Here is a 14,915-nt window from a genome sequence, read left to right on the forward strand (position 1 = left end):
CAAACCTTTCGAACGGAGATGTGAGATGACCGAGATGGCCTTTTGCGTGACATCGGAGGATGGCACCACCATCGCCTACGACCGGAAGGGAAGCGGCCCGGCTGTCGTCCTGGTAGGCGGCGCACTGGACGACGGAGCCGAGAACGCTTCCTTGGTACCTGCTCTCGCCGAGCACTTCACGGTCTACAACTATGCCCGTCGGGGACGCGGGGCGAGTGGCTTCACCGAGCCCTACGCCACGGAAAGGGAGATCGAGGACCTGGATGCGTTGATCGCGGAGGCGGGCGGCTCGGCACACCTGTTCGGGGCGTCCTCTGGTGGCGCGCTGGCGCTGGAGGCCGCCGCAGCCGGGTCAGCCATCGACACGATCGCCGTGTGGGAGGTGCCCTATGCGGTCGGAGACGACCTGCGCTCGAGGTTCGAGGAGTTCGTCGTGGACACTCGACGCGCCTTCGACGCCGGACGGGACGAGGAGGTTCTCGAACTGTTCATGCGCCTGACCGGCGCCTCCGACGACAACATCGCGGCCAGGAAAGCGGCAGGCAAGCAGACGGCGCACTGGGCGGAATCGGTCGCCCTCGCGCACACAGTGGTCCACGACAGCGTCTTCCTCAACCGCTACCAGTTGCCGGCCGATCGGCTGGCAACGGTCACCCAACCGGTCCTGGTCACCACCGGGGGACCGATCACCGTCCCCTACATGGCAGGCTTGCCCTCGAACTTCTTCGACCGCGCAGCCGACGAGCTCGCAGACCTACTACCCCACGCCCAACGGGAGACCCTCGAGGTGCCGGATCACGTCGTCGACCCACACACCGTCGGCCCGCTGTTGTTACGATTCTTCAGCAGTGAACACTGAGGGGCCTGCGAGGTGTTGCGGGAAGACCGATCAGGCACCGCGCAAGCAGATCGTCGTCGCGCCAGGGACGCGGGGCGGACAGGGTGCGTCCAAGCGGCCGGTGGTGGCTCCTGACCTGCAAGGCCGGCGGCCTCGTACATCCGGCGGGCACACGTGCGGCAATCGGTGCGTCCACGACCGCTGAACGGATGCCGGTAAACATCGATCAGGTCCGGCGACAAGCCACAGAACGTGCCGCCGTCACCCGTGACGCCATGCTCTTCACCGAGATGTTCGGGATCGACGACGAGCCGCGCGGCTGTCGTCCAGACGCCGTCGGCGGCCATGATCATCCGTGCCCTCCCTCGGTCCCAGCACAGGCGGTGAGCCGGAGAGTACAGGGCTTGGCCGACCCTGGTCCGCGCCGCACGTGCCAGTGTTCAGGCCGGCGTGTTTAGGGCCACGCAGCCCTGCTTCCAGCCCTCCAGAATGCACGAAGCCCAGGTCAGAAACACTCTCTGACCTGGGCTTCCGCACTCTGAGCGGGCGACGGGAATCGAACCCGCGTAATTAGTTTGGAAGCCTTGCCGGGTGGCGATCGGATGGTGAGGGCCAATCGGCCGAAAATGGCCGCTGACCTGGTCTTATTGTAATGCTGGAGTGGGTCCGTGTGGGGTCGGGACTGGCCCTGATTGGCCCTAACTAGGGTCAGATTGGCGGAAGTTAGGGCCAATAAGGGCCAGCTCCGTGAGGCCTGCTTAAGCAGAGCCGCTAGTGGGTCGTGCCACACCACTCGGTCCGGTTGGACAGTTCGACGCTAGGTGCTCCTGAGTGCTTTCGGCTGCACCACCTACGACGGCAACCCAGGATCGAGCCCCCTGCGCTCTCTTAGGTCCTTGGGTTTGCAGGCAACGGGTACTCCCAGTCAAGCTCCGGTGCATCGGGCTGGCGTCGCCACTTGACGGTGATCGTGTCGGTTTGGGTCCCAAATGACCGGAAGGTAAAGAGTCTGATCGCAGACCCAGGCCCAATCCGCGAGTACGCGAGATCGCCATGGACGGAGATGTCGCCGAGGTCGATCGTCACGTCGTGCGCAGGTTCATCGCTGTCATTGGCAAGCAGAAGGGCGTCACGGCCCTCCGAGCGCACGGACCACGGCGGGGCGTATTTCGCTGCTTCTGCCTCAGCAAGAGCGACGGAGCGCTGGTCAGCGTCCGCAGACCTTTCTGCGGCGACCGCCTGTCGATGCGAGTACCACAGGGCCGTTCCTGCCGCGAGGAACGCGAGGACTGAGATCACGAATGATGCGACCGCCATGGTCGCAAGGTATCGCTCCGAGCGCTCAGCCGCCGATGAACCCAGCGACGACTCCGATGCCCTGCGTGAGGAGATTCCCAGCCGCACCGGCGATGGCAGGGTGCAACAGGTTGTTGCGCACGTTTGCCCAGCCCTTCTTCTGGCCCTCCTCGGCGGTGCTCTCGGCCACGACCGTCGCGCCTACGAACTCGTTGACCGCCTCGCGCATTTGGGCGGGGCGGCCTTCGTACATCGCGGACCGGATCCGCGCCAGAAGGGCCAGCAAGTAGTGCCGGTGCTCCTCGGAGATATCAGCATCCCTCACGAACGCCTGAGCCTCGTTGATCGCTGCATCGATCCGGGCAACGAACTCCGGCCTGGGCTGGAGCCCAGCTGCATGCGCGTCCAAGACGATCCCGAAGCCCTTGAGCCCGTTGAGTCGCTCGATCGAAATCGGGTAGTCCCTCCGCTCGTCCGGGGACAACGCCGATGTGCGTATGTCACCAGCCGCCGAAATGAAGGCGGCCTGCCAGCGTGGCAGTGCCCACTCGAATGGCTCCACATCGGTACCTCGCGCCCTCAGGTCGCTGATGCGGGAGCGAAGATCAACAAGGTGCGCCATGCCAGAGCCCACGACCTCGGGCTGTTGAGCGTTGATACTGCGCGCGTAGCTGAGGCGGGCGCTCGTGGGCGATGCCTTCTCTTCGAGCTTCCACCCTTCAAGGATCTTCGCCAACTCGAACGCGGGATTCGCCATGCGCCGCAGCGTACCGCCGCACCCCTCACGCACGCCCGTGCAAACAGCACATTCGTGACGGGTTCACTCCTGGGCCAGACGCCCGATAACCACGCGCTGATCTGTCCTGCTCGCATGCCACCAGCGTGACGTCGTGGCACTGGAAAGCGGGGACGGGCCGGGCGCTCAGTGGCATGTCGTCGTACAGTCCGACGGATCCGCGGCTCCCGGCACCGCTAAACGTCCCTGACTTGTTGGGCGACACGCTCAACGAGCTCTTGCACGAGTTCCTCGACGTCGGGTGGGAGCCCACGGCGCCCGGCGAGGCCAGCACGGCTGCCCTGACACCGGAGCCAGCCAAGGCCTCAGCCAGCCAAGGCCTCCGACAGCGCTCGACAGGCAGGCCTCCAGAAGCCCGCCGATCCCACGGAGAGGACGGGTGCGCGTTTGGTGCGTCAGGGACGTGGGGGCTCACGCCCGGGACCCTCGTACTTGGTAGCACCACCGCAGCTTGCTGACGGTATGCAGACGTACAGGCACGCGACGGAACACGCCAACTACCGACGCCGAGTCGGCGCGGCGAGGTCAGTCGAGCGGATGACGGACAGCGGGTCCCGCAGATCCGCCCCGACGAAAGTCACACACCTAATGCACAAGCTGTGAGCGGTTCCGTCCATACGAAACTCGGGGGTGGGAGCATGAGCGTCGACAAGAGTTCTGCCGGGCTAGGGGACAGCGGGTCACGTACGTCCACCGAGCGCGGGCCCGCCGGGCATCGTGCGGGTGTCTCCGGTGTGTGTCCTCGGTGTGGGAGACCGGTCCCGGTCAGGGCGACAGGAGGCCAGCGAGCTGGTGCTCGCAGCGGTGTCGGCGCGCCGCGTACGAAGAACGCCGGGCCGCGGCTGCCGGCGCTATCGCCGTCGAGGTCGTGGAGACGGTCACCACGATCGAACACGGGCTCGATGAGTGCGTAAAGCGCGTGCAGGTCTCTCCCGTAGCTGTACGCAAGGTACTGACTCACCTGACCAGGCTGCTGGCAAATGATGGTCTACGGGACCCGAAGTGGGCATCGACCGTGGACTCTGTGGTAGTCCTTGCGCGTGCAGTTGGGACTGGCAACCGAACCTCCGCTCGCTTCCCTCCGCGGGGATATGTCAAGCCAGGTTGGTAGGGACGTCGGGTTGCGGCCCGACGTCCCGGCCCGGCGCTCAAACGGCAGGCCGCCGTGACCTATCCGTGCGACAGCCCCAATCCTGCACTGGTTCAACGGCGACCGCGATGACGTCGGACGCGGCCATCGATACCGACGCATACTTCTCGGTCAACGCCGCCATGTCGCAAGAGCAGATCCGCGGCCTGCCGCGGAACTGGGTCCGATGCGAAACAGGCTTCCCCGCGCGGAAGGTGCGAGCCCGCAAGCCCGCAGAAACAGCCGCCATCGAACAACTGCTGAGCCAAGCACTGGAGACAAGTCAACAAGAGGTTCATGCTGCGACTTGGCGGAATCTGCGCACGCTGAGTGAGCGGTCCGGCGCCATCGAGCGGCTACCTGAACGTGTTGCGGACACACTGCTGTTCCTATAGCCGACAGGCTGGCCCGGTGCCCCACGACCGACGACTCGGCAGGCTCACCCGGCGTGTGGTGACTGCGGATCGTCTTGATCCTACGCACGGATGCCTGGTCGGGCTCAGTATCAATCCGTTTAGAAGGGTTTCGCCCGGGTGATTTTTCGCGATACGCAGCTGGGGCCATTTACGTGCGGAGCTACTGCTGCAAGGCTGTCCTGAGCGACCCCAAACAAACTGCGTTTGGGCATCCCCAATCGTTGGAGTGTGAACGCCGGTGAATGAATCTATGCTCCCTGTTGCTCGCATGCTAGAGCGCACGGAGATGGCCCGAGATGAGTCCGACACCGCCTACTTCTTCGATCTTCTATATACGGGCGAGCTGGTGCTCAAACTTATTGTCACCGAGCTCTTGGCTGGCGTTCTTGATGATCGTGACGGCCACGGGTACGCGGCTGAGTATCGATTGATTCGTGCGGATGGTATCGGGGAGTGGTCTGAGGTCCTGGACGAGTTGCTGACCGGACCTGGGAGCCACCACCTAACTTCAGTGTCACGGGAATCACAACGCGCGCTAAGCATGACATTCGGGCCCGGGGCTGATGCATGGCAGCGCCAAGCAGCCGAGCGTCTCAATTACGCATGCCGCTGCCTGGACGAAACACAATTGGACCTTTCCCAAAAGAAAGTTTCCTTGCGTCAATGGGTGAGGCAGTTCGTTTGGCTTCGAAACCGGACGCGTGGACACGGAGCCCCCCGTGGGGAATCCTTGTCGGCGATCTGCCCGCCACTACATGAGTCGATTCTCGCCGTAATATCCAACGTCCCGGCATTGCAACGTGATTGGGCGTACCTCAAGCGAAATCTGTCGGGAAAGCACCGTGTCAGCGCATTTGGTGGGTCACGTCAGCCGTTCGAGCATCTTGTACGAGAATCGCACCCCGCGCTCACAGATGGGGTCTACGTTAACCTCGATGGGTTTCGTAAAGTTAAGCTCATCTATACAGATCCCGACCTGGCCGACTTCTTCTTGCCCAACGGGAATTTCCGAAAGTCGCAGTTCCAGGTTATTTCTTATATTTCCGATGAAACGCGAAGCGAAACTGCGGCGCAGTGGTCGCTGCCGCCTGGATCGCAGCTCCAGAGCGAAACGAGGGCGGCTCCCAACCTGGCCGTAATTGGCGAGGTCTTCACGAATATGCCGCCCAGTCGCCCGGATTATGTACATCGGCCGGCATTGGAGGTCGAACTCTCGACCGTGCTGCGCGACAGTCGGAATCCAGTAGTGACCTTGAAGGGGAGAGGCGGCATCGGTAAGACGTCATTGGCCCTGAAGGTCCTTCACGAAGTGGCGGAAGGCGACGATTTTTTCGCGATCGTATGGTTCAGTGCCAGGGATATCGACCTACTTCCAGAGGGGCCAAAAGTCGTACGGCCCGACGTACTGACGACTGCCGACGTCGCACGGGACTTTGTGGTGCTGTTTGAACCCGATGTGACGCTGAAGGAGCGCGAGCTGCAGCAGCGTCTTACAGACTGCTTATCTGGTAAATCGGAGGACGGGCCGTTTCTCTTCGTCTTCGACAATTTTGAGACGATTCGTGAACAGAGCGAATTGTACACATACCTAAATAACTCGATTCGGTTGCCCAATAAGGTTCTAATCACCACTAGAACCCGGGACTTTAAGGCTGACTACCCTATTGAGGTCAAAGGTATGGCTAGGACTGAGTTCAGCGATCTGGTTGACGATGTCGCAGAACGGGTGGAAATAGCGACTATCATTGACCCTCCGTACAAACAACAACTGTACGACGAGTCCGATGGTCACCCGTACATAACAAAGATAATTCTCGGCGAGGTTGCGCGAGAGCAGCGAAAGGTATCGCTCAAGCATGTTGTAGCCGCGCACGACGCTGTTCTGGACGCTCTATTCGATCGTTCATTTGCCAGCCTTTCGCCAGCGGCGCAACGCGTATTCTTGACACTCTGCAATTGGCGCTCATATGTCCCAAGAATCGGGTTAGAGGCCGTCTTGTTGCGTCCAGGAAACGAGCGTATGGAGGTGCTGGACGCTCTGCTCGAACTTCATCGGTCCTCGCTCGTGGAGGAGATCATCGATCCAGAAAGTGGCACCGACTTCCTGTCTGTTCCGCTTGCTGCTTCGGTCTTTGGGAAACGTAAACTTGTGACGTCTCCATTTAAGATCGCGATCGAAGCTGATCTGCAGTTGGTTCGCGCTTTCGGACCTATCACGGCCACCGAGGCATCGCTTGGCCTCGAGCCGCGACTCGACCGGCTAACCAAAGCGATTGCGGTTCGACTTGGCGAGGGCGATAACAGCCAGGAGCTTGCCGTTCTAGAGTACATCGCGTCCCACTATCCGCCGGCTTGGTTGCACCTCGCGGAACTCCAACAGGAGATGGGGAACTCGGACGGTTCGCGCGTTTCCGTAAGCAAGTACCTAGAGTCGAAACCAACCGACGAATCGGCGTGGCGACAGTTGATTACTCTCTACAAGCGAGCGTCAGACCCTCTCGGGGAGATGCATGCACGACTTCAACTTGCCGAGCTTACGCGTCCCGACTACAAAGAGCTCAGTACCGCAGCCTCTCGTTTAAATGGGATGCTGTCACGAAGGGAAATCGAGGTGGATGCGGATGAGCGTAGACTTATGGTGCGCAAACTGCGCCAACTCCTTGAAGAACGTGTGGTCGAAGCGGATGCCAACGATCTTTCGGGACTTGGTTGGCTTTGCATGCACGACAAGGACGCAGAGTCAGCGCTTAAGTGGGCCCAGGCCGGGCTCGCCAAAGAGCCGGATAACGAGCATTGCCTTAAATTGCTCCGTCGTGTAGCGGCTCGCGACGGGGCGAGTGATTGAGGCGGCCACGACCGTGGGGAGCGGTGCGTCGAACTGCCACGCCGATCACGTCACCGCCTTGTCGAAGGGCGGAGCCACTGACCTCGACAGTTGCAGGGTTCTCGGGGTGTAGTTAACGGCGGAGCATCAGAGGCGGGCTAAGTCCTGCGACGCAGACGCTGGGTGTGTCGCTGCGGAGAAGACGTCGTGTCAAGCGATTGCTTGGCGCTTGGAAATTCGTCGAGCAAGCAATGCGGATTCATCCCGTGTTCCTGATCGCCTGTCGTCTGTCGTGGACTTAGGTCGAGGTGTGGGGCTCTCCACGGGCTGATGCATTGTGCGTTGCGCCAGAGCTGCGAGATCGTCAGGCATGGTCGTGCTGAATAGCATGGTTCGCCGTCGGGCAGGTGTTCGTGCGAGGAGGGCCTCAACATCGGGCAGGAGACCGAGCTCGTCCATCTCGTCCGCGCCGTCCAGGACAACCAGACGTGTGTGGTCGAGATTCAGGAGGCCCTCGGTCACCCGCCTGACTAGGTGGTCCACGGTGCCGACCGCCACATCGGGGGATTCTGGGCGAACTGTGACTTCCGGAGTGTGCTCGTCGTTGGCGTCCAGCGGCACTATGCGGACGGTGCGTTTGGCTGATTTGGTCAGCGTAGTGAGGTGGTTGGCGACAGCGAGTGCCAGCGTGGAGGTCGGCACAGCAACAACCGCTTGTGGCTCGGATGGGTTGGGGAGCTGGTCGTAGCCAGGCTCGCCCTGTGCCACCACCTGGTGCAGCAGAGGGATTGCGTATGCCAGGTGGCGTTCGACACCTTGAGGAACATGCCCGATGAAGTCTCGTCCGCTCATCACCGCTGACAGTGTGGCTGCCTGGATCGGCGTGAACTGACTGGCATCGACGAGTACTCGGACTAGCGATTCGCTTGGTGAGCCAGCGAAGGAAGGGGCGAGGTCGGGCTGCGCTGCGCCCCGGTCTGCTAGAGCCTTGACCGCGATCGCGAGACGATCGTCCAGGGAGATGCCTCTGGGCTCGTCTCGGGCGGGCGCGGCCCAAGTCGAGACGCCGCGGACAAGTGCCTGAGATTGCGCGCTGTGCTGCTGGCGTGAGTCAGGGTCAGTCGGCTGGCGAGCCGCAGTGGGTCGCGGGCCGATTACCTCGTTCACCACTGCTCGTGCGCGGAGGCGACGACGCTTGTGGCCGGGGAGTGGCAGCAGCCCCCAGCCGGACTTGCGCGTGTGGGTTGGTTCCACCGTCTCCTCCTTACCGCTGGCCGAACATCGCGATCGAACTGAGGACCCCGGATGCCACTGCGGTGACTACTTGGCCACGGGCGAACCAGTACATCTGATGAAGGTAATCTTCGTTTACGAGCACGCACTCGTAAAGGGATCGCAATAATTCGTCGCGAGTTGCCTCTTCGGTCCACCCGAGATCGCGCGCAGTGGCCATGATGGCATGCACATCAGGCTCTTCTAGATGGTCGGCGTTGTATGTGGCCATAAGCAGAACTAGTGAGCAGATCAGCGCCAGGCAGCTAGCGATGTTCAGGTCGTTGCGGCCGAGCTCCTGCCACGAAGCCACCGAGACGGCGGTTGCCGTGCCGAGGGCGAAGACCGTGACAACCTTCCCGCCGTCCATGCGCCACTGCTGACGTGCCAACGACCGCTCAAGGCTCAGGGCGACGTCTTGCCTCAGTTGGCGGTCCACGGCACTGATCGTCACCCGCAGCGTGGCCTATGTCTACCGAAGATGCGATATGTCGGTAGCAGCCGAACGCTCGTCAGCAGGACGCTCAAGGGCCGCCTGAGACCTTCACCAAGTGGCCGTTGGAACTCGAAACACCTGAGGAGACTGGCAGCCCTTGGCTGATCTCGCGGTATGAAGTCGACCAAGCGCCCGGTGTTGGCGGCACCCAAGTGACCTGCCTGTCGGGCTTACCGCAACGGCCTGCCTACCTCCTGGCGAATCGCGGGCCGGCGGGTAGCGTGGAGCGTAGAGCGGGGCATCTGGTCCCGCTTCTTGAGATCACGACCGGCCCGTCGCGGTCCCAATTGCTACCCCACTGGTGGGGGAGCAGCACACGGGCCTGATTCCCCCACAGTTCCCCCAAGGCGCAGATCCGACCGGCGAACCACGAGGTCAGGGCCGCATGACACGCTTCAACGTCTGAGCCGGAACTAGACTTTCGGGAGCGTCAGAACTCAATTCGAGCGATCTCCGATGGTTCCAGGGTCAGATTCGTCCGCGCGCGGCAAGGTAGCTAGCTCGAAGACAACCGGTGTTGAATCCAGTGCCGTGCGCCACGAACCGCCGCCTCTCGATGTGGACTCGGGTACTCGACAGCAAGACGGCGCCACTGGCCGTAGATGGTCGCGGTGAACGTTGTGATGGCGTCCCCTGTCGCACTGGGGTGCTGCATGCCCCAGGTATCGAACACGAATTGCTCGGCCTCGGCCGGTTCATGTCCCTCGCCGATCAGCCGCGGGACCAGCAGCGCGGCGTCGACCCAGGGCGGGCCGGTCCTGGACCACGCCCAGTCGATTAGCCGAACCTGGTTGCCGTGCACGAGCAGGTTGAGCTGATGGATGTCGCCGTGGACCAGGGAGTACCCGGGCAGGATGTTCGGTACCTCGTCGTCGAGGTGGATCAGCAAGTCCAGGTGCTGCTTCTCCCACGCGTCGAGCTGGTCCGCGTGGTTGTCCGCGAGCCACCGCCATCCGGCAAGGCGCGCGTATCTCTTCCTGAGCGGCAGTACATCCGGAGCAGGGCTCGGGCTGAGTTGTTGCGCGAGGCGCGATAAGGCGGCGGCCACGGCCGGGACGTCCGGCGATCCGGGCGTGAAGTCGGCGTGCTCGCCGGGCACGGTCTCGTACCCGGCGAGCAGCCATCCTTCGGTGCGCACGGTCCACAGCAGGCGCGGCGCATCGTGCACCGCGTCCCGGAGTCGGGAGTTGATCTGGATCTCGTGCTCGTGCACGGTGACCAGCCGGTCGTAGTCGGGAACGCCCTTGACGAACACCGTCCCGTCGGCCGTGTGCAGGAACGCAACGAACGTCGAGTTACGGCCAGCCGACGGCGCCTCGGCACGGAGTACGGGCCCGCACTTCGTCTCGACGGCCTGTCGGAGGGCGGCGGGCAGCTCTTCCCATGAGCGGCGGTGCATCGTGCTCTCCTAGTGGTCGGTCACGGTGCGGTCGAGCTGGTGCAGCCCTGGTGGCACTGCGAGCAGGCGACGGAGTGCGCTGTGGGCCACAGGTCGGTGTCGACGTAGAACCCGGCCTCGGCGATGGCGTCCACGGTGTACTGGATCGCTTCGTGAGCGGATTCGCCCTGGGTGGACGGGTCCTGGGGGTCGGTGGGCACGTGGTGCAGGAACCGGCCGGCGACTTGCTCGCAGAACGCAGCGTAGTCAACGGTGTGCAGGATGAACTCGTGCCACCCCGGGTCCACGATCTCCGAAGGTGACAGCGGTCGGCCCTGGTGGGTGGCGGTGGTGCCCAGGAACGCGAGTGCCTGGTCGACGATTCGTGCCGCCATGCCCAGGTCGTGGTCGTGCTCGGTGGCGACGCGCTCCGTGAGCTTTTGGAACAACGCCGGGTTCACTAGCGACCTGCCCTCGCGCAGGTCGTGTGCGGTGGTGGTGGTCATGTGCTTCCTCCTCGTTGTGCGGGGTAGTGCCTGCATGTGCACCCGCCAGGGGCGGGCCTGCGGCCGGGCAGTGGTACGGGGGTCTCGGGGGCTGCCCAGCCGCAAGATCAATAGCGGTTACAGGCCGCTCAGGGGTAGCTCGAACCCGGCCGGGCCGTCACCTGTCACGCTGCGCCACTGCGCGCGGCGGCGTCCCTCGTCGCCGCGGGGATAGGGCATGCCTGCGTCAAGGGCGGCGGTCTCGATCGCCCGCATCGTGACCCCGACGCCCGACGGGATCGGGGCGTGCATCACCCAGCGCCCGTCCTGGAGGGCCCAGGCTTCGCACCGGGCCAGGTCGGGTCCGCTGCCGTGCCACACCCGCAGCACGACGGGCCCGGGTGCGGTGCGCTCGGCGGTAGCGATCTGCGCGGCCAGCGACGACAGCGTCCGGTCCACGGTCGGGACGAGTGAGGCCAGCACGGGCAGGACACCGGCCTGGTCGATGCTGTCGGTGGTCTCACCCGCGGCGCTGCGCACGATAGCGGGCGCCTGCCCCATCGCGACCGAGCGTCCGGCCCAGGCCAGCATGTCCAGATCATTGACCCCGTCCCCGACCGCCATAGTGCGATCGGCTGGGATACCGAGGTGGGTGCGGATGACGTCGAGGGCGGCGGCCTTGTTTACGCCCTGCGCGGTGACGTCGAGCCAGTCCGGGCCCTGTGGGGCCACGGTGACCCCCGTGGCGCGTAGGGCGTCGGTGTAGCGACGGATACCCGGTGCAGTGAGTGCGATCCGGGCGGCGGGCTCAGCCATCAGGTCAGCCAGGAGGACGGTCTTCTGCTGACCGTTGAGTTCACCAGGCTCGAAGACACTGTTGGTGCGCCAGCCCCACCCGACCTCCTCCACGGCGACGCGCACGGATGGCGCCACGTCGAGAGCACGGCGGATCACGGGCTCGGGGTCGAAAGTATGGGTCTCAATCACGTGATAACCAGACGGTGCAGACCGGTCCAGTTGGACTGTCAGGGCACCGTTGGAGCACACAGCCCACCCGTGTGTGAGGCCCAGCCTTGTGGCGATCGGCAGCAGTCCGGTCAACGACCGGCCCGAAGCGAGCACGACTTCATGGCCTGCTGCACGTACGAGGTCCAGCGCCGGGACAGTACCCGCCGGTACTTTCTGCTCGCTGTCTACCAAGGTCCCGTCGATGTCCAGCGCGACCAGCGTGCGAGTGCACGTCATCGTCGCCGCGTTCACTGGGCCACCACCTGGCGTAGCGCCGACCGCACCTGAACCTCCAGGTCGTCACGCTCACCCGTCCAGAGCGTGTGCCCGGGAACGAACATGCGGTGGTCCAGGGGCAAGTCGCAGCCCAGGGCGCGCGCGATCTGCTCACCATGGTTGAGATTCACGGGTTGCAGGCAGATGCGACCTCGGGTCAGTGTCACGATCTCGATATGGTCCGAGCCCACGGTCCGTACAGCCTCGGTCGCGACGCGCATTGCGTGCGCGAGCCGGTCAGCATCTCCTTCGTTGCGGTGCTGGCTGTAGCTTGCCGTGGCGTCCTTCGTGGCCACGCCTGCTCTGACGTGGCCGACGTCTGTCGGGCGGCTCGTAGTCATCACGGCGATTCCTTGGGGTCGGTGGTGAGAGTTCGACCACCGTCGCACCCAGCCGACAACCCACACACCTGCCCTGCGGGCCGGAGATAAACGGATCTGTGGGCGTGTTGACCTGTAGCGATGGCGCCAGTACCCGTGATTGCCCATTCAGATGGGCAATGGGGCGCAGGATGGCTAGGGTTTCCCGTGTGGAAGGGTCATCCGTCGCGGAAACGCCGTCTGGTCAACGTGCGCGTGCGAACCAACGCCAGAGGCTGACCCCGCAGGCGCGGGGACGCGTGCTCGCCGCGCAAGGAAAGAAACTATGGACCGAGCTGAGGTCCGTGAAGGACGCGGCGGTCGAGCTGATGGCCAGGTATCCTGACGTGCCCAGTTTGCAGGCGTACCGGTACGCCGCCGGCTTGTCGCAGGATCAGGCCGCGAGCCGCTACAACGACGTCACAGAACATCAGACAAGCCTCGGCGGCACGACCATCAATGCCTGGGAGACCTGGGCACGAGGTCGAGGGCAAGGCTCGCCGCCTTCGATGTCGAGCCTGCTCGTTCTGTGTGCTGCTTACGGTCGGGGCCCGTTAGGGGTAGCCGAGGAAAAGATCAATCCCACGGAACTGATCGCTGAAGCCTACGAGCGCCTGACAGCCGAGGACCAACTGGCGCTCAAGCAATTCGCTGTGGACAAGCAGACGGTCACGGTCGCCACATCCACGCCAGTGCATGGAGCCCTGCACGAGGGTGCTCGGCAAGCGGGCCAGCGGCACAGTCAAGTCGGTGAGCGGTTCATATTGACCGTTCCGACTGTCGAGTACGGCAATCCTGAGATCGAGGTATTCAGCATCCCGAACCCTCAGCCAGGGCGATTGCTCGACCTGACATGGGAGACGTTCGGCCTCGGCGTGGCGAGCCTGTCGCAGCAGATCAAGAACCTCGGCAAGCGCCTGGACGCGGACATCTGCTTCGGGATCAATGAGGCCGGCTTGGTGATGGCGACATTCCTCGCTTCGGACCGGTTCGCCCGATGCCCCATCGGGTACCTGCGCTGCAACAAGGTGAGCGACGGCGTGGTGCTCGACGACGCGTCCTTCTTCCCCGACGTCAGAGACGCTCCGACCATCGTTATCTGCGACTTCGAGGTCAAGCACGCTGACGTCATCGGCTACATCGCACGACAGGTGCGCGCGAAGTATCCCGGAGCCGAGCTGTATTTCGCCGTGTTCGGTGCGATGACCAAGGACCGAGAGCTGGCCGTCGACAGCTTCAATGACCTGACAGGTGCCAAGATCATGCGCGCCGCGGACTTCGAGGCCGTGTTCATTGCTGCGACCATGAGCCCGCCGGGCATCGAGCCCCCACTTGAGTTGCGATAGCGGACTGGAGACGCCCTGCATGAGCAGCGAAACCCGTACACCAGAACTGGCCGAGACCATCGCCGAACTCGTCAAGACCACGATGAGCGACATACGGCCCCGGCTCGTTCGGGCCGCGCTTACCGGCCACCGGGCGGAGAACGAGAACCTGCGTCACGAAGACAACTTTCTGTCCGACTACGACCTCTGGATGCACCAGCGATACAAGGAACTGCTGCCCGAGGTCCTGCCGTCTTTCATCTACGCCTCGGAAGAAGACGACCCACAGGTCATCGGCAACGATCCCGACCCAGATCTGTGCGTACTGGTCGATCCGCTGGACACCAGCGAACTAGCAGTGCGTGCACTGCACGGATACACCCACCTGATGGTCTACTCGCGGTCGCTGAGGCGACCCGTCATCGCGATCGTCGGCGACATCTTCCACCACGTAAAGCTCTACCTCGCGTTCCACGACGACGGTTCGGACCGCGCGTTTGTGATCACGGCGGACGGAGAGCGGCACGCTCTCGAGTCGCCGTCGAACGCTCACCTGCCGCAGGCGCTAGTGACCAACTACCTCATGCGGCCGGCCGAACGCTTCCGCGTCTTAGCGCAGCAGGAGCGGTTCCTCGACGCATTGAGCGCACCGGGCGAGAACGGGAAGGCACGGGGACGGATCGGTGTCGACTTCGGCTCCATTAGCCTGTGCCACGTCGCGGCCGGCTTCACCGACGCCACCATGGAGATCGCCAAGGGCTTCGCCGTGTGGGACCTCTCGCCCGGGCACTACATCCTGCACGCCGCAGGCGGCGTCACCATCGACCTCGACGGCAACCCCATCCCACTCGACTACGGGCTCAACACCCTGCCCGAAATCAACACGACCATGAGCACGCGACGCAAGTTCATCGCAGCGGGTAACCAGGCACTTGCCGAGGAGATCCGGGCCACCATCCAGAGCTAGCGACCGGCAGCATGGACCTCAGGTCTGCACCTGAAGTCTGCGCTGCAGCC

At 63.6% G+C, this 14,915-nt stretch carries 13 protein-coding genes; 5 read left to right on the forward strand and 8 right to left on the reverse strand.

Features of this window, described 5'->3' with window-relative positions; genetic code table 11:
* Positions 1-25 precede the first annotated feature (25 nt).
* A complete protein-coding gene (locus tag ACFWE2_RS12855; protein WP_377224614.1) occupies positions 26-859 on the forward strand; it encodes an alpha/beta fold hydrolase in 834 nt (277 codons plus the stop codon).
* An 867-nt stretch (positions 860-1,726) separates the two neighbouring features.
* Here ACFWE2_RS12855 and ACFWE2_RS12860 read toward each other — a convergent pair.
* Positions 1,727-2,155, reverse strand: a complete 429-nt coding sequence (locus tag ACFWE2_RS12860; RefSeq protein ID WP_377224615.1) for a hypothetical protein — start codon at positions 2,153-2,155, stop codon at positions 1,727-1,729.
* Between the two features lie 25 nt (positions 2,156-2,180).
* Positions 2,181-2,891 carry a hypothetical protein gene (locus ACFWE2_RS12865; RefSeq protein WP_377224616.1) on the reverse strand — a complete coding sequence of 237 codons (711 nt, stop codon included), beginning with the start codon at positions 2,889-2,891 and terminating at the stop codon, positions 2,181-2,183.
* 1,257 nt (positions 2,892-4,148) lie between these two features.
* Here ACFWE2_RS12865 and ACFWE2_RS12870 point away from each other — a divergent pair.
* Both ACFWE2_RS12870 and ACFWE2_RS12875 read left to right on the forward strand, forming a co-directional pair.
* Entirely contained in the window at positions 4,149-4,454 is a 306-nt protein-coding gene (locus ACFWE2_RS12870; protein ID WP_377224617.1) for a hypothetical protein, read from the forward strand.
* 289 nt (positions 4,455-4,743) lie between these two features.
* The gene (locus tag ACFWE2_RS12875; RefSeq protein WP_377224618.1) at positions 4,744-7,320 is read left to right on the forward strand and encodes an NB-ARC domain-containing protein; all 2,577 of its coding nucleotides are present in this window, start codon (positions 4,744-4,746) and stop codon (positions 7,318-7,320) included.
* Positions 7,321-7,509: 189 nt separating this feature from the next.
* On the opposite strand, the gene ACFWE2_RS12880 is transcribed toward ACFWE2_RS12875, so the two are convergent.
* From ACFWE2_RS12880 to ACFWE2_RS12905, 6 genes are all read right to left on the reverse strand, one after another.
* A complete protein-coding gene (locus ACFWE2_RS12880) occupies positions 7,510-8,553 on the reverse strand; it encodes a DEAD/DEAH box helicase (RefSeq protein ID WP_377224619.1) in 1,044 nt (347 codons plus the stop codon).
* A 10-nt stretch (positions 8,554-8,563) separates the two neighbouring features.
* The gene (locus ACFWE2_RS12885) at positions 8,564-9,010 is read right to left on the reverse strand and encodes a hypothetical protein (protein ID WP_377224620.1); all 447 of its coding nucleotides are present in this window, start codon (positions 9,008-9,010) and stop codon (positions 8,564-8,566) included.
* Positions 9,011-9,563: 553 nt separating this feature from the next.
* Positions 9,564-10,466 carry an aminoglycoside phosphotransferase family protein gene (locus ACFWE2_RS12890; RefSeq protein ID WP_377224621.1) on the reverse strand — a complete coding sequence of 301 codons (903 nt, stop codon included), beginning with the start codon at positions 10,464-10,466 and terminating at the stop codon, positions 9,564-9,566.
* Between the two features lie 20 nt (positions 10,467-10,486).
* Positions 10,487-10,951, reverse strand: a complete 465-nt coding sequence (locus ACFWE2_RS12895) for a glycine-rich domain-containing protein (protein WP_377224622.1) — start codon at positions 10,949-10,951, stop codon at positions 10,487-10,489.
* Positions 10,952-11,068: 117 nt separating this feature from the next.
* Entirely contained in the window at positions 11,069-12,190 is a 1,122-nt protein-coding gene (locus ACFWE2_RS12900; RefSeq protein WP_377224623.1) for an HAD family hydrolase, read from the reverse strand.
* Complete coding sequence (locus ACFWE2_RS12905; RefSeq protein WP_377224624.1) at positions 12,187-12,510, reverse strand: hypothetical protein; 324 nt, start codon at positions 12,508-12,510, stop codon at positions 12,187-12,189. The genes ACFWE2_RS12900 and ACFWE2_RS12905 overlap by 4 nt, the downstream gene beginning before the upstream one ends.
* A gap of 233 nt (positions 12,511-12,743) precedes the next feature.
* On the opposite strand from ACFWE2_RS12905, the gene ACFWE2_RS12910 reads away from it, so the two are divergent.
* Positions 12,744-13,919 carry a hypothetical protein gene (locus tag ACFWE2_RS12910; RefSeq protein ID WP_377224625.1) on the forward strand — a complete coding sequence of 392 codons (1,176 nt, stop codon included), beginning with the start codon at positions 12,744-12,746 and terminating at the stop codon, positions 13,917-13,919.
* Between the two features lie 19 nt (positions 13,920-13,938).
* A complete protein-coding gene (locus ACFWE2_RS12915; RefSeq protein WP_377224626.1) occupies positions 13,939-14,865 on the forward strand; it encodes an inositol monophosphatase family protein in 927 nt (308 codons plus the stop codon).
* Positions 14,866-14,915 lie beyond the last annotated feature (50 nt).

The organism is Promicromonospora sp. NPDC060271 (assembly GCF_042726755.1).
In the GTDB taxonomy this organism is placed as follows: Bacteria; Actinomycetota; Actinomycetes; order Actinomycetales; family Cellulomonadaceae; genus Promicromonospora.

Bases quoted from the DNA above. Each gene is read 5' to 3' on its own strand.
- ACFWE2_RS12855 (WP_377224614.1), top strand. From the start codon at position 26: ATGACCGAGATGGCCTTTTGCGTGACATCGGAGGATGGCACCACCATC.
- ACFWE2_RS12870 (WP_377224617.1), top strand. From the start codon at position 4,149: ATGACGTCGGACGCGGCCATCGATACCGACGCATACTTCTCGGTCAAC.
- ACFWE2_RS12865 (WP_377224616.1), bottom strand. From the start codon at position 2,891: ATGGCGAATCCCGCGTTCGAGTTGGCGAAGATCCTTGAAGGGTGGAAG.
- ACFWE2_RS12895 (WP_377224622.1), bottom strand. From the start codon at position 10,951: ATGACCACCACCACCGCACACGACCTGCGCGAGGGCAGGTCGCTAGTG.
- ACFWE2_RS12860 (WP_377224615.1), bottom strand. From the start codon at position 2,155: ATGGCGGTCGCATCATTCGTGATCTCAGTCCTCGCGTTCCTCGCGGCA.
- ACFWE2_RS12890 (WP_377224621.1), bottom strand. From the start codon at position 10,466: ATGCACCGCCGCTCATGGGAAGAGCTGCCCGCCGCCCTCCGACAGGCC.
- ACFWE2_RS12875 (WP_377224618.1), top strand. From the start codon at position 4,744: ATGCTAGAGCGCACGGAGATGGCCCGAGATGAGTCCGACACCGCCTAC.
- ACFWE2_RS12915 (WP_377224626.1), top strand. From the start codon at position 13,939: ATGAGCAGCGAAACCCGTACACCAGAACTGGCCGAGACCATCGCCGAA.